The sequence below is a fragment of the Acidovorax sp. LjRoot129 genome, from assembly GCF_964253765.1.
GTDB lineage: Bacteria > Pseudomonadota > Gammaproteobacteria > Burkholderiales > Burkholderiaceae_C > Acidovorax.
Genome location: NZ_CAXUSE020000001.1, coordinates 5214111 through 5233310 on the forward strand (window position 1 = coordinate 5214111; position 19200 = coordinate 5233310).

The following is a 19200-nucleotide window of genomic DNA, read 5'->3' on the forward strand; positions in this document are numbered from 1 at the left end:
GCCTTTCCCTGTTTTCCTGAGATTCCACACGATGATTTCCAAAAAACATCCGACAGCGCGGCTGCCGCGCCAGCGCATGCTGCCTGCCATGCTGGCCTTGGTATTGGCAGGGACGGCCGTGCCTGTTTCGCAACTCGCTGCAGCCCCCGCACCTGCGGCAGCGGCGGCAACGGCCGCGGCCCCAGCCGAGAGCGGTGTGCGCGTGCACCGCACCAGCTTCAAGGATCTGGGCGCATTGTTCCCGCTGCAACTGCGCGGGGTGGACGGCACCAGCGGCGTGGCCTTCAGCGTGCGCAACGACGAGGTAGTTACCGGTGCCCGCCTGAAGCTGAACTACTCGTACTCGCCAGCACTGATCACCAGCCTGTCCCATATCAAGGTGATGGTGAACGAGCAGGTGGCCGCGACGATCCCGGTGACCACACAGCAGGCGGGTGAGAACCTGCAGCGCGAAATCGTCATCCCCCCGCGCCTCATCACCGAGTTCAACCGGCTGAACCTGCAGCTCATCGGCCACTACACCATGGAGTGCGAGGACCCCCTGCACTCCAGCCTGTGGGCCAACGTGGGCAACGACAGCGTGCTGGAGCTGACGGTCGCGCCCATCGCGCAGACCAACGACCTGGCGCTGCTGCCCCAGCCGTTCTTTGATCGGCGCGACGTGCGGCCACTGGAACTGCCCATCGTGTTTAACAGTTCGCCCAATCCGGGCACGTTGCAGGCCGCGGGCACGATGTCGTCGTGGTTTGGCGCGCTGGCCGGTTTCCGCGGCGCGAAGTTCCCATCCTTGATCGGCGAACTGCCGGCCCGTGGCAACGCGGTGGTGATGGTGGCCGGCCGGGCGAAGGCACCCGCGGGCCTCACGCTGCCCGACATCCAGGGCCCCACGGTGGCCGTGGTCAGCCACCCGGCGGACCGCAATGGCAAGCTGCTTTTGGTCATGGGGCGTGACGAGGCCGAACTGGCAGTGGCCGCCAAGGCCCTGGCCGTGGGCTCCTCCGCGCTGTCCGGCCCGATTGCGCGGATTACCGAGGTGACCGAGCTCAAGCCCCGCAAGCCGTACGACGCGCCCAACTGGTTGGCCAACGACCGGCCGGTGAAGTTTGGCGAGCTGGTCGAAGCCCAGACGCTCAATGTGTCCGGCTACGCGCCCGACCTGATCCGCGTCAACTTCTTCCTGCCGCCCGACCTGTTCGCGTGGCGCCAGAACGGCATTCCGGTGGACCTGCGCTACCGGTACACGCCGCGCCCCAATGCAGACAAGTCCACGCTCAACATCAGCGTGAACCAGCAGTTCCTGAAGTCCCTGCCGCTGCATGCCGTGAACCATGAGCAGTTGGGCACGCTGGACCGCCTGCTCAACAAGGTGCTGCCGTCGACACCCTCGGGCCCGGAGCGCGAGAAGTTCCACATTCCGCTGTTCAAGCTGCCGGCCCAGTCGCAGCTGCAGATGCACTACTTCTATGACGTGGTCAAACAAGGGGCCTGCAAGGACGTGCCGCTCGACAACGTGCGCGGCTCGGTCGAAGCCGACTCGACCATCGACATCTCGCACTTCCCCCATTTCATGGCGATGCCGGATCTCGCGGCGTTTGGCAATGCCGGCTTTCCGTTCACGCGCATGGCCGACCTGTCGGAGTCGGCCGTGGTGATGCCGGACAAGCTCGGTGTGCAGGAGGTGGGGACCTACCTGGGCCTGATGGGCATCATGGGCCGCGTCACCGGCTTCCCGGCGCTGGGCGTGACCGTGGCCCAGGCGGCTCAGGTGGACCGCCTGGCCGACAAGGACCTGCTGGTCATCTCCTCCGGTGGAGACACACAGCCACTGCTCAAGCAGTGGGCCAGCGCCATTCCTGCGGCATTGCAGGGCGATGCCAAAAGCTTCCAGATGGCCGATTTCGCCCACCGCGTGTTGCGTTGGTGGGGTTTTGAGGAAGAGTCGGAAACCCGCACACGCCGCAATCAGGTCGCGTTCTCCAGCGCCAGCACCGATGCCTTCGTTGCCGGGTTCGAGTCGCCGCTGAAGAGCAGCCGCAGCGTGGTGCTGGTGGCCAGCAACCAGCCTGCCGGCCTTGCGCAAGTCATGGATGCCTTGCTCGACGCTGAAGCGGTCAAGCATGTGCAGGGCAGCACCACGGTGATCCGTGGCAAGCAGGTCGACAGCCTGATCGCCGAGAAAAACTACTATGTGGGCAAGCTCGGGCCGCTGCTGTACGCGCAGTGGTTCCTGTCGCGCAACCCGCTGCTTTTGATCTTGCTTGGGGTATCCGCGGCAATGCTGGTGGCGGTCATCATGTACCTGTCGCTGCGGGCGCGCGCGCGCGGCCGGCTCAAGCAAAAGGGCTGAGAACACGGCGGAGAGTCGCAGAGTGCGAGAAGCACTGAGACAAGAGTAATCAAGGGTTGAGAAGGGGCTGGGCGGTGTCGCCCGGCCTTTTTCGAATCACGCAACATATTCCCGGTGGTTGACCGCCGGGGCCCCTCGCAGGGAGAAGGAAGGCATGTCCTCCAAACGTCGTCATCACCACACACTGGCCATGGGGCTGCTGGCCTCGCTGATGGCACCGTCTGCCGCCTGGGCGCAGACTGGGGCCGAGCAGACCCTGCTGGACCAGGGGCAGTACTGGCAGGAACGCGGCGACACGCAGCGTGCGGGCGAAGCGTGGCAAAAACTGTTGCGCATCAACCCCCAGAACGCCCAAGCGCTTTACGGCATGGCCCTGGTTGAGCTGAACGGCCAGCGCGCCGAGGGCGCACAGCGCTACCTGAACCAGCTGCAGGCGGCGCACCCTCGCAGCCCGCTGGTCGGCCGGCTGCAGGAGTCGATCCGCACCGGGCGCAGCGCACCCCAGATCGAGACCGCGCGCCAGCAAGCCCGCAGCGGCCAAGCCAACCAGGCGCTGAGCACCTACCAAGCCGCGCTGGGTGACCGTGCCCCCACGGGCCCGCTGGCGCTGGAGTACTACCAGACGCTCGGCGCCACCGCAGGCGGCTGGGACGAAGCACGCCGCGGCCTGAGCCGCCTGGCGCAGGAATCGCCCGAAGATCCGCAGATTGCCCTGGCCCTGGCCCAGCACCTGACCTACCGCGAAGCCACCCGCCGCGACGGCATTGCCCAGCTGGCCCGTCTGGCCGGGCGCCCCGACGTGGGCAAGGCGGCGACTGAAAGCTGGCGCAAGGCGCTGGCCTGGACCGGCAACCGCTCGGCCGACATCCCGCTGTACCAGGACTTCCTGCGCGCCAACCCCGGCGACACGGCGGTGCAGACACGGCTGGTGCAGGCGCAAGCCCTCCAAAAACAATCCCAGGCCGCCCCGGTCCGGACTGCCGACCCGCTGCGCCAGCGCACTACCGCAGGGTTCCAGGCGCTGGACGATGGTGAGCTCGACGCCGCCGAAGCGGCCTTTTTGAACGTGCTCGAATCGCGCCCGGCCGATGGCGACGCGCTGGGTGGCCTGGGCATTTTGCGGCTGCGCCAGGAGCGGTTTGCCGACGCCCGCGGGCTGTTGGAGCGTGCCTCGCGCGCCGGCTCGGCCAGCCGCTGGAAGCAGGCGCTCGACAGCGCCACCTACTGGAGCCTGGTCGAGCAGGCCACCTCCGAGCGCGAGCGCGGGGACACAGCCGCCGCCCGCCGCTCGCTGGAACAGGCCGTGCGCCTGAACCCCACTGAGGTGACGGCGCAGACCGATCTGGCCGACCTGCTGGTCGAAGACGGGCAGTACGACGCGGCCGAAGCGGCCTACCGGCGCGTGCTGGCGCGCCAGGCCGACAACCCCGATGCCGTGCGCGGCCTGGTGGGCGTGCTCGCGCAGAACAACAAGGCGGCTGAGGCGCTCGCGCTGGTCGAAAAACTTTCTCCCTCGCAACAGGAAAAGGTCGGGGCCCTCGGCCGCCTGCGTGCCGCGCAGGCGTTGGGCCAAGCCCGCGCCGCCACAGAGCGCGGCGACACCGCTGCCGCCCGTGCTGCGCTGGAGGACGCGCTGCTGAACGACCCGGCCAGCCCCTGGGTGCGGCTGGACCTGGCGCGGCTGTACCTGCGCATGGGGGCCGTGGCCGAAGCGCGCGGCGTGATGGACGGCCTGCTCCTGTCCAACCCCAACATGCCCGAGGCGCTGTACGCCGGTGCACTGTTGGCCTCGGAGGCCGGCGACTGGCCCGGCGCACTCGCGCTGCTGGACCGCATCCCTGAAAAACACCGCACGCGCGATATCGCAGCGCTGCAAAAACGCGTCTGGGTGCATGTGCAAGCCTCGGCCGCATCCGCCCTGGCAGCGGAGGGCCGGCAAGCCGAAGCACAGGCCGTGCTGGCCCAAGCTGAATCCTTTGCCACGCAAGACCCCGAACTGCTCGGCGCCATGGCGCTGGCCTACGCCGATGCGGGCGATCCGCAGCGCGCCCTGGGCATGGTGCGCCAGGTGCTGGCGCGCACCCCGCGGCCCGATGTCGGCCTGCGCCTGCAGTACGCCGCCACCTTGCTCAAGACCCAGCAGGACGTGGAGCTCGCAGGCATCCTGCGGCAGCTGCAGACCGCGCCCATGAGCGACCGCGAGCGCAAGAGCTTCAGCGACATCCGCCGCGCCTACATCGTGCGCCAGGCCGACGGCCTGCGTGAAGCGGGCGATCTGGTGGGCGCGTACGACACGCTGGCACCGCTGCTGGCTGAGCAGCCCGACGAGCCCCAGGCGATGGCGGCGCTGGCCCGCATGTACGCTGCCAACAACGACTATGCCCAGGCTCAGGCGCTGTATGCGCGGCTGCTCGACAAGTCGCCCAACGATGTGCCGCTGATCCTGCAGACCGCCGCGATGGCCACCGGGGCCAAGGACTATGGCTATGCGGAGTCGCTGCTGTCGGTCGCGCTCGCCCGCGCCCCGCGCGACCCGGAGGTGTTGACCGCCGCCGGCCGCCTCTACCGCGCGCAAGGCAAGAACTCCAAGGCCACCGAGTTCTTCACCGCGGCCGTCGCTGCAGAAAATTCGCAGCGCGATGCCGTGCTGGCGGCCAGCGGTGTGCCTGCGGGGCCGGCACGGTCGGGCAATCCGTTTGCCCAGCGCATGGCAGTGCAGCAACGCGCTGGCGGTGGCCTGTCGGTACCAAGCACCGCCACCACGGCAGTCCGCTCGCCGGTCGGCTATACCCCGCTGCAATATGCACCCCAGCCAGTGGCGCGCAGCAACGCGCCGTCCGGCCTGTATATCCCTGACCCGGCAGGTGCCAGCCGTTTTGGCACGGCGCCGCAGGCCTATGCCCAGGCTGCGCCGATGACGCCTGCCAGCTATTACCCCGAGGCTGCAAGCCCGGGAGGGATGGCCGATGCCTCGCCCACCGCCACGTCCAGTGCCACACGGCGTGCGATACCCACGGCGCGCAATGCAGGGCCGTTGCCCGCGGCCACACGGTCCGCGGCTGGCGCTTCAGCGCTGTCCGGCAATGGCGCAATCCCCGCGTCCGCGTCCGCCTACGTACCACCGGCGCAGCAGGCGCCTGCCGCTGGCGGCTACCTCACGCCGGCACAGGCGTACGGCGGCTACGCTGCAGCGCCCCAGCCTCTGCCGCAGCAGCGCATGGGCGTGGCGCCCGCTGCAGCACCGTCGGCGTGGTCCACCGCTGGCCTGGGCAACACCGCGCCCGACCCCACCCGGCCGCGCACGGCGCGCGACGAGCTGCGTGAAGTGCAGCAGAGCCAGATATCGAGCTTCTCGGTGGGCGCCACCGCACGTGCCCGCCAAGGCGAAGCGGGCATGAGCCAGCTGTCCGAAATCCAGGCGCCCGTGCAGCTGAAGATGAGCGTGGGGGACGGGCATGTGCTGCTGGGCGTAACGCCCACGGGCGTGAGCGCTGGCTCGCCAGGCTCGCCCTACGGCACAGTCAGCCGCTTTGGCGGGGGCCCCGTCACCGCGCTGGACATGCCCGAGCGTGGCGCTGGCTCGCAGAGCGACAGCGGCGTGGGGCTGAGCGTCGGCTACGAGAGCGGCAGCTTCAAGGCCGACATCGGCAGCACCCCGCTCGGCTTTGGCCAGTCGGACGTGACGGCCGGCGTGAAGTACCGCATGGCGGTCACCGACAACCTCACCGTGGCGGCTGATCTGTCGCGCCGCCCCGTGACCGACAGCCTGCTGTCGTTCGCCGGCGCCCGCGATGCGCGCACGGGGGACCGCTGGGGCGGCGTGTCGGCCACCGGCGGGCGCATCGATATGACCTGGGATGACGGGGAGCTGGGTGTATACGGCTACGGCTCGCTGCACGGCCTGACCGGCACCCGCGTACGCAGCAATGCGCGCGCTGAAGCGGGCGGCGGCATGTACTGGCACGTGCACCGCACGTCCAACGCCGACCTCACTGCCGGCCTGAGCTTCTCGGGCCTGTCGTACCAGCGCAACCTGCGCTACTTCACCGTCGGCCACGGCGGCTACTTCAGTCCGCAGCAATTCGTGTCGTTCGGCATCCCCATCGAATGGGCGCAGCGCAATGGTCGCCTGTCCTACCAGCTCAAGGGCTCGGTCGGCGTGCAGTACTTCAAGGAAGACGCAGCGCCGTACTTCCCCAACAGCCCTTCGCGGCAGGTGTCGGCCGTCCAGGCCGCCGCCGACGCGCTGGCATTTGGCGAAACCGGCGCCACCGCCATCTACCCCGGCCAGTCGCGCACCGGCCTGGGCTACAACCTGGGCGCGGCCATGGAATACCAGATGCACCCGCAGGTGTTCCTCGGCGGGCACCTGGCGCTCAACAACGCACGCAACTACCGCGAGTTTGCGGGCGGCCTCTACGTGCGGTATGCATTCCAGCCGTACAACGGCCTGCAGACCTTCCCAGTGAATCCGCTGCGGTCGCCTTACGCCTATTGAGGACGCGGGGCTTTTCGCCCCTCGAACCCTGGGCCGTCGGCGAAACTTCGATCCTTTGCGCCCATCAAAAAAGCCCGTCGCACAGTGAGTGCGACGGGCTTTTTCTTTTGGGGGGTGGTCCACATCCGTCGAGCCCACCGCGCCTCATCCTGCGTGGTTTGCACCGGTTGCGGCCCGCACTGCGCAGGATCAACCGGCGCTGCCTGCGTATTAAGGCGCCACCTGCTTGGCGCCCACAAACACGGTGTGGGCCCGCGTGCCCGCCACCGACAAGCCCGCCGTGAGGATGCGCAAGCCCACGACATTGCCGTTGGCATCGAATTGCGCGGCTGCTGAACCCGATTGCGCCGGACCGGACGACAGGCCACAGGTGATGGGCGCGTTCGGGCTGTTGAGGTAACCGAAGGCTTCGACGCGGTACAGGTTCAAGCCGCTGCCCAGCTCGCCCAGGAGCTTGCCGGCGACCTCGCAGCCGCTCGTGGTCAAGCCCGTGATGGCACCATCGGCAAAGACCGTGAGCGTTGTGGTGTCACCGCCAAAGCCCGCGCCCGCCATCTTGTAGGTGCCGACGATCAGCGCCGGGTTGGGCACCTTGCCGCTGGGCAGGGCGTACAACGGGTCGGGCGTGACGCTGAATCGCGTGGGTGCGCCGCCGGGCTGTGTGGGGTAGCTGAAGGTGCCGCTGAACAGGCTGGCCGTGCTGGAGCCCGGGGTGCTTTGCAAGGTGCCGTCGATCAGCACCGACTCGTTGTACGCGCCGGTGTTGGCCAGCAGGCGGTTGAAGAACACACCATCGTTGGCGGTCACGAAACGGTTGTTGGTCGCGTTGTTCTCATACCGGATGAGCCGGCCGTACAGCGCGTTGTGGTTGATGCTGCTGTTGGTATAGAAGAACAGGCCGCCGTCGGGCAGCACGCTGCCCCAGACCGAGGTGTCACCGATCACGCCCGCAGGCAGCGTGAACGAGCCCTGCCAGTTGCCCGCCACGGACAGCGGCGTGGCAGACGGCGGTGTGACGGTGCGCGGGTCGGAAATGCCGTTGAGGACGTAGGTGTTGTCGGGGCCCGTCGCATTGCGCGTGAACGCCCAGATGCCATTGGGCGTGCCCGCCGCGTCAAACCGGAGCACGGCGATGCCGGACTGCTGGGTACCGCTGGCGCCACACGAGGTCGTATCGCCAGAAAGATTGAGCGTGAGCGAATACAGCGGCGAGCCTGCCGCGCGCGGCGTGGCCGAGCCCGCCACCAGGCAGCCGCCAATGCGGCCCGAAAGCTGGCCCTGCGGCGTGACGGTGAGCACCCAGCCGCCACCAAACAGCCCGGTGCCGCGGTACGTGCCTTCGATCAGGCTTGCCGTCGCGGTGTGAAAGTTGAGGCTGCTGTACGAGAGCTTGATAGGCACCACGGCCCCGGACGCGGCTGCCGTCTGCACCGGGTCGCTGTAGTTGCCGCTGATGCCGTCGGTGCGCCCGATCTTGCCGCTGTTCGACGCCGTGCCGCGCAGGGTGAGGCCCGTGGCAAATTTGCCGTCCTGCACCGAGTGGTAGGTGACGCCTGTGGCCAGCACCGCGGTGACGTTGACGTTGAGGCGCCCGTACAGCGCATCAAAACCGGCTGCGCCCGGCGCTTCGCGCGCCAGGTAGAACTCGCCGCCGGTCCCCAGCGGGCCCGGATCGATGTAGCCCACCACCTGCCGCTGCGCTGCGCCGGTGCCCACCGTGCCTTCCCACACGCCCCCAGGGAACTGCTGCACGCCCGGTGTCGGTCCCACGTCCTCCCCGTCGGAGGAGCCGCCGCCACAACTGGCGAGCAGGGCCGCACAGGACAAAGAGAGCCAAAGAGATTTGCGCATGATGGACAACAGGGGATCTAGTGTGGGGTTCGGACGGCGCGGACGCCGACGCCAGGGGGTGAGGCCCGGGCCACCAGCAGCGCCAGCGCGCCGCACAGGGCTGTGTCCAATTGTGCCAGCAGCGGCAGGCAAGGCGTTTCGCGCGGCGCTTTCAGTACGGCTTTGCGGGAGCAGTTGCCTCGCAGGTACAGGCCTTCGGGCCTCCGCGCAGCCGCAGCGTGTGAGCCTGAGAAGCCAATGCTATCAAAAATATAGCTAAAAGTGCTTATATATCAAGCGCTGGAGGCCGATTTGACTGCAAAAATGAACCGGCAGCAGCAAAAAAGGCCGGGTCCCTTGCAGAACTCGGCCTTGCATGAGGCATGTCGCCGCAGTGGGCGCCGGCCTCAATCGTCGTTGGTTGCCAGGCTGATCAGGATGCGCAGCACGTACCAGAGCATCAGCGCGATGGACGCGAACAGGTGCAGCGCCGCGCCCGCGGGGCGGTCGGCGGGGTAGTCGTGGATGATGCGCGAGGTGTCGTACAGCACGCAGGCGCCGGCAAACAACACCATGATTCCCGAGAACCAGATGCCCAGCTTGAAGCCGAAGATGGCGCCGGCCACGATGGTGCCCAGGGCCACGAGGCCGCCCACCTTGAGGATGCCGCCCAAAAACGAGAAGTCGGACTTGCTGGTGAACGCTGTCCAGGTGAGCGCGCCCACCAGCAGCAGCGTGATGAACGCGGCCGCGCCGATGGCGCCAGGGGCCACGATCTGCGCGATGCCGAACATGGGCGCAAAGATCAGGCCTTCGGCCAACACATAAATGCCCAGGCCCATCAGCTGCGTCTGGGGGTTCTCGGAGTTGTCGGCCATGTAAGAGGCCAGCCAGCCCACCAGCATGAACGCACCCATCACGCCCAGCCAGATGAATTTGTTGCCGCTGCCCAGCAGCATCTTGGCAGTGGTGCCCGAGAAGCCGGACACCATCAGCACAGTGGACAGCAACACGAAGGCGAGCATGGCCGCGCCAAGGTGCTTATAGGTAGAGACGATGAAGTCGCGCCGTTCGAACGGAGCGCCTTCTGGCGTCGATGGGGTCAATGCGTTGGGGTTCATGGTGATTCCTCCACGGGGTTGTTGTGAATGTGGGAAGAGCGCGCCCTCGCGCTGCTCCTCCCTCCCTCTCTCTTTTTATCCAGATGGCGCTCAGGCGGCACTGAGCTGCGCAGCGTCGGCCGCGCGCAGCTTGCGGTTGGACCACAGGCCTGCGGCGCCGATCAGCGTCAGGAAGATCGCGAAAATCCAGGTGCCTGCGCCGCTGAAAGACTGTGCGGACGCGGCGGCTTCGGTCTGCAGGCGCTGCTTGGTGGTCTCATAGCTGATCACGGGCTTGCCATTGACGGCCACCTCGTACACCAGGTCGCTGTCGCTGCTGTCCACCAGCGCGGTGACTTTTTCATCGATCAGGTCGGACACCAGGTCCTGGGGCGTGCTGTGGTCGATGCGCAGTTTGCGAACTTCAGCAGGCAGCGCGTCGGGCTTCACATCGATTTCGTAGTATTTCTTGGTGGCGCGGCGCTTGCGCTTGACCGTTACCTCCGATGCCTGCGTCACCGTGCCGGAGACGCTCTGCAGGCTTTCCTTCGCGGCGTAGGCATGGTCGCCGTCGGCTTTCCAGTTGCTGTAGACCGACAGGGCGATCAGGCCGGGGCCAGCCAGCAACAGGAGCCAGGCGTAGCCGGTGATGAAAATCAGAATCTTGCGAATGAATCCGGGCATATCTTTCCCTCTCTCTTCTCTGTTGTGTGTTGAATTTGTAGAGCAAGCCCGCCGCGGCCGGCGCTGGGCCGTGGGTGGACAGGTCGACACTATGTTCGAGGTTGGTGTATTCGATGTAAGAAAGTGTTGGGTTCGTTGCGCCCGGGCCGCAATGGACAAATTGGCCGGGCGGGCAGGTCGCGGGCTGGTGTAGGCGATGCATCTCTGCCGCAGTTACTGCCGCTGGCGCCTCGCTCGGGCACAACAAAAAAAAGCCCGCTCCCCTTGCGAGGAGCGGGCTTCGCCAAAAGCCGGCGCGTCAATTAAAACGGGATGTCGTCATCCATGTCGTCAAAGCCCGAAGCGGCTCGTGGGGCCTGGGCTGCGGGCGCCGGGGCCGGGCGCTGCGCTGCGGGGGCACCCATCGGGCGCGCGGCCGGTGGCGCTGCGCGGCGTGGCGGCGGGGCTTGGTCGTAGCCGCCACCCTGGTCACCGCCGCCGTAGCCGCCATCGTCATAACCACCGCCAGGCTGGCCACCGCCGCCACCCTGTCCGCCCATGCCCTGGCGGCTGCCCAGCATCTGCATCTGGTCGGCACGGATTTCGGTGCTGTACTTTTCCACGCCGCTCTGGTCGGTCCATTTGCGGGTGCGCAGCGAGCCTTCCACGTACACCTGCGAGCCCTTGCGCAGGTACTGGCCGGCGATTTCAGCGAGGCGGCCGTTGAAGACCACACGGTGCCACTCGGTGGCTTCGCGCATCTCGCCAGACTGCTTGTCCTTCCACTTGTCGGTGGTGGCAATCGTCACGTTGGCCACCTGGTCGCCACTGGGGAAAGTGCGCATCTCGGGGTCGCGGCCCAGGTTGCCGACGATGATGACTTTGTTTACGGATGCCATGGTGCTGTCTTTGCCTTAAGGAAGTAATGAAGCGCCGGATTTGAGGAGTTTCCGCGCGCCAAACGCGCCATTGTGCCGCAAGCAGTTGGCAATGGAAGCCCCCTGCCGCGCGCCGGTAACCGGGCCACGCCCAGCCCGCCACGCCGTGCGGCGCTGCGTTATCTGCCCCCTCAGTGCCCGCCGCGCCCCACCGGGCGCAGCGGCCAGGTCAGCACCAGCCACAGCGCCGTCAGTACCGCCGTCACCGCAAACAAGCCGGGCGCGCCGGCCCATTTCACCAGGGCCCCGCCCAGCGCGCCGCCGGCAAAAAGGCCCAGCGACTGCAGCGTGTTGTAGCTGCCCAGTGCCGCCCCGCGCAGCTGCGCCGGCGCCATGCGCGATACCAGGCTGGGCTGGCTCGCCTCAAGCGCGTTGAACCCGCAAAAGAAGACAAACAGCAGCAGCCCCAGCGCCCACAGCGTCGGCGCCCCCTGGCCCGCCGCCAGCACACCCAGGCCCACCTGCACCAGCAGCACCAGCGCAATGGCACCCAGCAGCGCCGCGCGCAGCTTGCCCGCGCGCTCCAGCGCAAACAGCCCGCCCATGGCGGCAAACGACAGCACCACGGCCGGCAGGTACACCTGCCAGTGGTGGTCTTTGGCAAGCCCGGCCTGCACCAGCAGCGCGGGCACCGCAACCCACATCGACAACTGCACGGTATGCAGCACGAACACACCCAGGTTCAGGCGCAGCAAATCCGGATGGGCCCACACGTCGGCCAGGCGCCCACGCGGCGCGTCCTTGTGCAGTGCGGGCTCGGGCGGAACCCACCACACCACCACCGCTATGCCGGCCAGCGCCAGCGCACACGTCAGGCCGAACAAGCCCGCGAGGCCAATGTGCGCGGTCAGCAGCGGGGCCGCCACCAGCGCCACCGCAAACATCAACCCGATGCTTCCGCCCACCAGCGCCATGGCCTTGGTGCGCACGGCGTCACGCGTCTGGTCGGCCAGCAGGGCCGTCACGGCGGCCGACACGGCACCCGCACCTTGCAGCGCGCGGCCAGCCAGCAGCCCTGTGAGTGAATCAGCCAGCGCGGCCAGCAGGCTGCCGGCAGCAAATACCAAAAGGCCGAGCACGATCACGCGCTTGCGCCCAAACCGGTCGGAGGCCATGCCCAGCGGCAACTGCAGCACCGCCTGCGTAAGGCCGTAGATGCCCATGGCAAGTCCGACCAACGCCGGGTCATCGCCGCCAGGGTATTTGCGGGCCTCCAGCGTAAACACGGGCAGCACCATGAACAGACCAAGCATGCGCAGGGCGAAGATCAGCGCGAGGCTGACGCTGGAGCGGCGCTCCAGCGGGGTCATGGACCCCGCGGAGATGGTGGGCGCGGTGTTTGGTGAGGCGGCGCTTGAAGAGGGAGGGGACATGTCCGGCACGGTGGTGCTCAAGGGCCAAGTGAAAGGGGTGATTTTCCCCTATCGCGGAAGTGCGCCGGTCGGCCCACGCAGATTTGCCCACGTATTGCTGACCGATTCACGGCCAGCCGGCCTGGCTGGGCCGTTGATTCGACGCTGCCGCGGCTAGGGCTCCCGCAGCGTCAACGCGATGCGTGCGGCAACGGCGCTTGTCCTATCATGCCCGGTTACCCCGAACTTTCCGACTCTGTGACCGACGCCACCGCCTTTCCCGAAGAACGCCCCGCCGAAGGCGCCTACCTCGCCCGCGTCCTGCGCGAGCAGCGCATCAGCATCCGCGGCGCGCGCACGCACAACCTCAAGAACATCGACCTCGACATCCCGCGCAACCAGCTGGTGGTGATTACCGGGCTGTCGGGTTCGGGCAAGTCGAGCCTGGCGTTCGACACGCTCTACGCCGAAGGCCAGCGGCGCTATGTGGAAAGTTTGTCGGCCTACGCCCGGCAGTTCTTGGGGCGGCTGGACAAGCCCGACGTCGACCTGATCGAAGGCCTCTCGCCGGCGATTTCCATCGAGCAAAAGGCCACCAGCCACAACCCGCGCTCCACCGTGGGCACGGTGACCGAGATCCACGACTACCTGCGCCTGTTGTATGCCCGCGCCGGCACGCCGTATTGCCCCGACCACGGGGAGCCGCTGGCCGCGCAGACCGTGAGCCAGATGGTCGATGCGGTGCTGGCCTTGCCCGAAGACACCAAGCTCATGCTGCTGGCGCCCGTGGCGCGCGAGAAAAAAGGCGAGTTCACCGAGCTCTTCACGCAGATGCAGGCGCTGGGGTACATCCGCTTTCGGGTGGACGGCACCATCTACGAATACGAGAGCCTGCCCGCCCTCAAGAAGACCGAGAAGCACAGCATCGACGTGGTGATCGACCGCCTGAAGGTGCGCCCCGAGATGCAGCAGCGCCTGGCCGAGAGCATCGAGGCCGTGCTGCGCGTGGGCGGCAACGACGGCAACGGCCGCGTGCTGGCGCTGGAGATGGATTCGGGCCAGGAGCACCTGTTCAGCTCCAAGTTTGCGTGCCCGGTGTGCAGCTACTCGCTGGCCGAGCTGGAGCCACGCCTGTTCTCGTTCAACTCGCCCATGGGCGCCTGCCCGGCGTGCGACGGCATCGGCCAGCGCGAGGTGTTCGATGCGGCGCGCGTGGTGGCGTTTCCTTCGCTGAGCCTGGCCAGCGGCGCCATCAAGGGTTGGGACCGGCGCAACGGCTACTACTTTGCGATGCTCGAGAGCCTGGCGCGGCATTACCACTTCGATGTGGAAGCGCCGTTCGAATCGCTGCCGGCCACGGTGCAGCACGCGGTGCTGCACGGCTCGGGTGAGGAAGAAATCCCCTTCAGCTACATCCTCGACAGCGGCGCCAACAAGGGCAAGGTCTACACCAAGAAGCACCCGTTCGAGGGCATCCTGCCCAACATGTCGCGCCGCTACCGCGAGACGGATTCGGTGGTGGTGCGCGAGGACCTGGCGCGCTTTCGCAGCAGCCAGCCCTGCCCCGAATGCCACGGTACCCGCCTGCGCCGCGAGGCCCGGCATGTGAAGGTCGGTGAAGGCGAGCAGGCCCGCGCCATCTATGAAGTGAGCCACGCCACGCTGAACACGGCCCATGCCTGGTTCAACGCGCTCAAGCTCACGGGCGCCAAGGCCGAGATTGCCGACAAGGTCGTGCGCGAGATCGCCACGCGACTACAGTTCCTGAACGATGTGGGACTGAACTACCTGAGCCTCGACCGCAGCGCCGAGACGCTCTCGGGCGGCGAGGCCCAGCGCATCCGCCTGGCGTCACAGATCGGTTCGGGCCTGACGGGTGTGATGTACGTGCTGGACGAGCCCAGCATCGGCCTGCACCAGCGCGACAACGACCGCCTGATCGCCACGCTGCAGCACCTGCGCGACATCGGCAACAGCGTGATCGTGGTCGAGCACGACGAGGACATGATGCGCGCCGCCGACCACGTGATCGACATGGGCCCGGGGGCCGGGGTGCATGGTGGCCGCGTGATGGCGCAGGGCACGTACGACGCCGTGCGCAACCATCCCGAATCGCTGACGGGCAAGTACCTGTCGGGCACGCTGTCCATCCCGGTGCCCAAGCGGCGCACGCCGTGGCTGCCGGTGGTGGCCGAGGCCGCACCGGCGCCTGCGCCAGCCAAGGGCAAGTCGCGCTTTCCGCAGACCGAGGCCAGCAAGCGCCGCGCCGAGCGCATGGCCGAGCACCACGCGCGCCAGGGCGCAGTGCAGTCGCTGCGCGTGGTCGGTGCCACGGGCAACAACCTGAAGGACGTGAGCGTGGACTTCCCCGTGGGGCTGCTCACCTGCGTGACGGGCGTGTCGGGCTCGGGCAAGAGCACGCTGGTCAACGACACGCTGTACGCCGCCGTGGCGCGCCAGATCTACCGCGCGCATGAAGAGCCGGCCGCGCACGACGAGATCGTGGGCATCGAGTACTTCGACAAGGTCATCAACGTCGACCAGTCGCCTATCGGCCGCACGCCGCGCAGCAACCCTGCGACTTACACGGGGTTGTTCACGCCCATCCGCGAGCTGATGGCCGAGGTCAACACCGCCAAGGAGCGTGGCTACGGCCCCGGGCGCTTCTCCTTCAACGTGGCCGGCGGCCGCTGTGAGGCCTGCCAGGGCGACGGCGTGGTGAAGGTGGAGATGCACTTTTTGCCCGACGTCTACGTGCCCTGCGACGTCTGCCACGGCGAGCGCTACAACCGCGAAACCCTCGAAGTGCTGTGGAAGGGTAAGAGCATCGCGCAGATCCTTCAGCTCACGGTGGAAGACGCGCATGCGTTCTTCAAGGACGTGCCGGCCATAGCGCGCAAGCTGCAGACGCTGCTGGACGTGGGCCTGTCGTACATCCGCCTGGGCCAGGCGGCTACCACGCTGTCGGGCGGCGAGGCGCAGCGCGTGAAGCTGGCGCAGGAACTGAGCAAACGCGACACCGGCCGCACGCTCTACATCCTGGACGAGCCCACCACCGGCCTGCACTTTGCCGACATCGACCTGCTGCTCAAGGTGCTGCACCAGCTGCGCGATGCGGGCAACACCATCGTGATCATCGAGCACAACCTCGACGTGATCAAAACGGCTGACTGGCTCATCGACATGGGCCCGGAGGGCGGCGCGGGCGGCGGCAGTGTAGTGGGCGTGGGCACGCCCGAGGACCTGGCGGCCAACCCGGCGAGCCATACGGGGCGGTACCTCGCACCGTACCTGCGCAAGCCATAATTTGAAACAAATTGGCCGCTGGCGCTTGATATATAAGCGCTTATAGCTACTAATTTTGGGGCATACTTGCCGATGAGGCAGTGTTTCCACCCGCTGCGATCTTGCCGGCCGAGCCACGGCATCACCATCACCCCCGGTCGTCGTCGCGTGCGTGGCCAGCGCGGGGCGTGGGCGGGAAGATGCCACTGTCGACGTGGTGCTGGGCCCTGCCGCCTGCCGCAACGGTGACGCCACGGAGCCGCCCCACTGCGCGGCGGGTTGGCCTCCGTACAACCGTGGGGCTGTGCGCCCGAGCACTATGGACGTGCATGGCTGGCCCGTGGTCTGCGGCGCACCACGGCGTTCAGCAGGGTGGCTGGGGAATAATCCGTTCCACCCCCCCCACGGAGCCTCCGCATGCAATCCATCACCCTGCGTTTTCTGGCCTCTCAAAGCACGCTGCCCCAGGCCGGCCGTGTGCCAGGCGGCACGGTGCTGCGCTGGGTCGATGAAGCGGGGTTTGCCTGCGCCAGCGCCTGGGCCAAGGGGCCTTGCATTACCGAGTTTGTGGGCGGCGCAAATTTTGTGCACCCTATCCGCCCGGGCGACCTGGTGGAAGTGCATGCCCGCCTGGCGTTCACCACCGGGGCGTCCATGCACCTTGCTGTGGAGGTGCGCAGCGGCAGCATCCACGGCCAGGCGCAGCAAGACGTGCTGCACTGCGTGGCGGTCTACACCGCGGTGGATGCCGACGAGCAGCCCCGCACCGTCGACCGGTGGACGCCCGAAACCCCGGGCGACATGGCGCTGGCGGAGCGCGTGAAGGCGCACATCGACGCTGCGCGCGCGGCGCAGTGACAGCCCCGCTGCCGTCTGCGGCCCCGGCTACCACGGGCCCGCTGCGGCCGCGCGATCTGTTGATTGCGCTGGTCGTGGTCGTGCTGTGGGGTGTGAACTTCGTCGCGATGAAGTGGGGGCTGCGCAGCTTCACGCCGTTTCAGCTGGGCGTGGCGCGTTATGTGTTTGCGGCGCTGCCGCTGCTGTTGATGGTCCGGCCGCCGCGCGTGCATTGGCGCTGGGTGCTGTGGTTCGGTCTGTTCCAGGGCGTGGGGCAATTCGGCTTTCTGTTCATCGGGCTCAAGGTGGGCATGACGGCCAGCCTGGCCAGCGTGCTGCTGCAGACGCAGGTGTTCTTCACGGCACTGTTTGCGTTTGCGCTGCTGCGCGAAAAGCCCGGCCGGCCGCTGCTGTGGGGCATGGCGCTGGCGGCGCTGGGCCTCGCGTGTTTTGCGATGAACTATGTCGGGCCCGGCGCGGGCCTGGGTGTGGCGGGCGCCACCACGATGGCGGGCCTGCTGCTCACGATATGCGCTGCCGCGTTGTGGGCCGCGTCGCACATCGTGGCGCGGCTGGCGCAGAACGCCAGCCCCGGCTATGACCCGCTGGCTTTCGTGATCTGGAGCAGCGTGGTGCCGATCGTTCCGTTCGTCGCGCTGTCCGCGGCCTTCGACCCCGACGCCGCCCGCTGGCTGCACTGGGAGGCGCTGGCCAGCGTGCCGCTGTCAGGCTGGGCTGCCGTCGCCTACCTGGGCTGGGCCGCCAACACCGTGGGCAACGCGCTGTGGACGCAGTTGCTCCAGCGTTACCCGGCCAACCGCGTCGCACCCTTCAGCCTGGCCGTGCCGGTGGTGGGCCTCACGGCCGGCATGCTGCTGCTGGACGAAGGCGTCGCGCCCTGGCAGTGGGCGGGCATTGCGCTCATCGTCGCCGCGCTCGCCTGCGTGGTGCTGGGGCCCAAGTTTCGAGCCAAATAGGCCGTCAGCGCTTGATTGGTAAGCGCTTTGTGCTATCAAAAATATAGTATTGAAGTTTCTGTAGCGCGGCGCCGCACCCACGGGCCGCTGTTTATGACGATCAGTTGATCGGCCTGCCGTTGCGCCCGATCATGGTCATGTCCACGAAGTCGGAACCGTTGTGGTTGCCGGGGCTGAAGCTGACTTCGAACCCGCCGACATCCACCTTCATCTGGGACAGCGTCTGCAAAAAGCCCACGCGCGTCGGGGCCGGTCCGGTGCGCTTCAGTGCTTCGCAGAACACCTTGGCGGCGATGAAGCCCTCCAGCGAGATGTAGTCGGGCTGGGCGCCGGCCGCTCTGCCCTTGAGCAGGCGGTTGTATTCCTTGCTCACTTCCACCACCTGCTTGAAGGGGTTGGGCACCAGCTGGGTGACCGAGATGCCGAAAGCCTGGTCGCCCAGCTCCTGCGCCAGTTGCCGTGCGCCGACGAGGCTGCGGGCGTAGTACTGCGCCTTGCGGCCGGTGGCGGCTTCGTAGCCTTGGATGAACGACACGGCGTCGGTGCCCGACACGCCCAGCAGCACGGCCTGGGCCTCGACGGGTGCGAGCTGCCGGATGGCGTCTTTCGGCTGGGCGGAGTTGTTGGCCATGCTGCCGGTGCCCACCAGGGTGGCGCCGTATTTCTTCAGCAGGGGTTCCAGCTCGGCGAGCAACTCGTCGCCCGTCTTGCTGGTGTAGCGCACGAACGCAATCCTGCGGATGCCCAGCGTGGTGACGTGCCGGATGATCGCCTCCAGCTCGGCATGAAAGCTGGCGCGCACGGTGAAGACCATAGGGCTGCTGGCGCGGTACACGTCGCTGGCACCTGTGTACGGCGCAAAGAAGGGCACTTTGTACTTCGTCGCCACCGGAATCACCGCGCGGGCCACCGGCGTCCAGGTGTAGTGGGTCAGCGCGAAGGCACCGTGCTGCTCGATGAGCTTGATGGTGTTCTCCACCGCCAGCTCGGGCTTGTACTGGTCGTCGAGCGACACCAGGCGGATCTTGCGCCCATGGATGCCGCCGCGGCGGTTCACCTCGTTCAGGTACAGCAGCGCGCCGTCGCGGTACGCCGCCGCCTGGCTGGCAAAACTGCCGGTGAAGGACGCCGACTGGCCCAGGACGATTTCGTCCTGGGCACCTCTTGCGCCGCGGCAAACAACGGGGCGAGCAGCAGCCCCACGACCAGCAACCAGACTTTCATGGCGATGTCCTTGGATTCGTCGGAAAACAGTGCGCCCCATGACGCCGGGCTGTTCGTCACAGCGGGTCATGCAGCGGGCATGGGACGGGGTGAGGCCGCCCGCAGCGGGGACGCATGCGGGTGGGTTGGCAGCCGTGCGGTTGGAAGCT

General features: G+C 67.5%; 11 protein-coding genes. 5 read left to right on the plus strand and 6 right to left on the minus strand.

The annotated features are described in order from the left end of the window. The first annotated feature begins 31 nt into the window (after positions 1–31). Entirely contained in the window at positions 32–2347 is a 2316-nt protein-coding gene (bcsB, locus tag ACSQ3Q_RS23915) for a cellulose biosynthesis cyclic di-GMP-binding regulatory protein BcsB (RefSeq protein WP_436136793.1), read from the plus strand. 154 nt (positions 2348–2501) lie between these two features. Further along, the gene (locus tag ACSQ3Q_RS23920; protein WP_436136794.1) at positions 2502–6845 is read left to right on the plus strand and encodes a cellulose synthase subunit BcsC-related outer membrane protein; all 4344 of its coding nucleotides are present in this window, start codon (positions 2502–2504) and stop codon (positions 6843–6845) included. A 210-nt stretch (positions 6846–7055) separates the two neighbouring features. Here ACSQ3Q_RS23920 and ACSQ3Q_RS23925 read toward each other — a convergent pair whose 3' ends face one another. The 5 genes from ACSQ3Q_RS23925 to ACSQ3Q_RS23945 all read right to left on the minus strand — a co-directional run bounded on the left by ACSQ3Q_RS23925 (position 7056) and on the right by ACSQ3Q_RS23945 (position 12686). Next, positions 7056–8696 carry a hypothetical protein gene (locus tag ACSQ3Q_RS23925; RefSeq protein ID WP_436136795.1) on the minus strand — a complete coding sequence of 547 codons (1641 nt, stop codon included), beginning with the start codon at positions 8694–8696 and terminating at the stop codon, positions 7056–7058. Positions 8697–9082: 386 nt separating this feature from the next. After that, positions 9083–9796, minus strand: a complete 714-nt coding sequence (locus ACSQ3Q_RS23930) for a Bax inhibitor-1/YccA family protein (RefSeq protein WP_436136796.1) — start codon at positions 9794–9796, stop codon at positions 9083–9085. Positions 9797–9886: 90 nt separating this feature from the next. Further along, the gene (locus ACSQ3Q_RS23935; protein WP_436136797.1) at positions 9887–10459 is read right to left on the minus strand and encodes a hypothetical protein; all 573 of its coding nucleotides are present in this window, start codon (positions 10457–10459) and stop codon (positions 9887–9889) included. Between the two features lie 302 nt (positions 10460–10761). After that, positions 10762–11337, minus strand: a complete 576-nt coding sequence (gene ssb, locus ACSQ3Q_RS23940; protein ID WP_436136798.1) for a single-stranded DNA-binding protein — start codon at positions 11335–11337, stop codon at positions 10762–10764. A 170-nt stretch (positions 11338–11507) separates the two neighbouring features. Continuing rightward, the gene (locus ACSQ3Q_RS23945; protein WP_436137065.1) at positions 11508–12686 is read right to left on the minus strand and encodes an MFS transporter; all 1179 of its coding nucleotides are present in this window, start codon (positions 12684–12686) and stop codon (positions 11508–11510) included. 270 nt (positions 12687–12956) lie between these two features. Between ACSQ3Q_RS23945 and uvrA the strand changes: the two genes are divergently transcribed. The 3 genes from uvrA (at position 12957) to ACSQ3Q_RS23960 (ending at position 17827) form a co-directional block, all read left to right on the plus strand. Beyond that, entirely contained in the window at positions 12957–16034 is a 3078-nt protein-coding gene (gene uvrA, locus ACSQ3Q_RS23950; protein WP_436136799.1) for an excinuclease ABC subunit UvrA, read from the plus strand. Between the two features lie 396 nt (positions 16035–16430). Further along, complete coding sequence (locus ACSQ3Q_RS23955) at positions 16431–16871, plus strand: acyl-CoA thioesterase (RefSeq protein WP_436136800.1); 441 nt, start codon at positions 16431–16433, stop codon at positions 16869–16871. After that, positions 16868–17827, plus strand: a complete 960-nt coding sequence (locus ACSQ3Q_RS23960; RefSeq protein WP_436136801.1) for an EamA family transporter — start codon at positions 16868–16870, stop codon at positions 17825–17827. Before ACSQ3Q_RS23955 ends, ACSQ3Q_RS23960 begins: the two co-directional genes overlap by 4 nt. Positions 17828–17927: 100 nt before the next feature. Here the strand turns inward: ACSQ3Q_RS23960 and ACSQ3Q_RS23965 are convergent, their stop codons facing one another. Further along, entirely contained in the window at positions 17928–19121 is a 1194-nt protein-coding gene (locus ACSQ3Q_RS23965) for an ABC transporter substrate-binding protein (protein ID WP_436136802.1), read from the minus strand. Positions 19122–19200 lie beyond the last annotated feature (79 nt).

What these genes read in the sequence shown, in the direction of transcription:
- ACSQ3Q_RS23930 (WP_436136796.1), bottom strand. Translation starts at nt 9,796, where the DNA reads ATGAACCCCAACGCATTGACCCCATCGACGCCAGAAGGCGCTCCGTTC.
- uvrA (WP_436136799.1), top strand. Translation starts at nt 12,957, where the DNA reads ATGCCCGGTTACCCCGAACTTTCCGACTCTGTGACCGACGCCACCGCC.
- ACSQ3Q_RS23955 (WP_436136800.1), top strand. Translation starts at nt 16,431, where the DNA reads ATGCAATCCATCACCCTGCGTTTTCTGGCCTCTCAAAGCACGCTGCCC.
- ACSQ3Q_RS23920 (WP_436136794.1), top strand. Translation starts at nt 2,502, where the DNA reads ATGTCCTCCAAACGTCGTCATCACCACACACTGGCCATGGGGCTGCTG.
- ACSQ3Q_RS23925 (WP_436136795.1), bottom strand. Translation starts at nt 8,696, where the DNA reads ATGCGCAAATCTCTTTGGCTCTCTTTGTCCTGTGCGGCCCTGCTCGCC.
- ACSQ3Q_RS23965 (WP_436136802.1), bottom strand. Translation starts at nt 19,121, where the DNA reads ATGACCCGCTGTGACGAACAGCCCGGCGTCATGGGGCGCACTGTTTTC.
- ACSQ3Q_RS23935 (WP_436136797.1), bottom strand. Translation starts at nt 10,459, where the DNA reads ATGCCCGGATTCATTCGCAAGATTCTGATTTTCATCACCGGCTACGCC.
- ssb (WP_436136798.1), bottom strand. Translation starts at nt 11,337, where the DNA reads ATGGCATCCGTAAACAAAGTCATCATCGTCGGCAACCTGGGCCGCGAC.
- ACSQ3Q_RS23945 (WP_436137065.1), bottom strand. Translation starts at nt 12,686, where the DNA reads ATGACCCCGCTGGAGCGCCGCTCCAGCGTCAGCCTCGCGCTGATCTTC.
- bcsB (WP_436136793.1), top strand. Translation starts at nt 32, where the DNA reads ATGATTTCCAAAAAACATCCGACAGCGCGGCTGCCGCGCCAGCGCATG.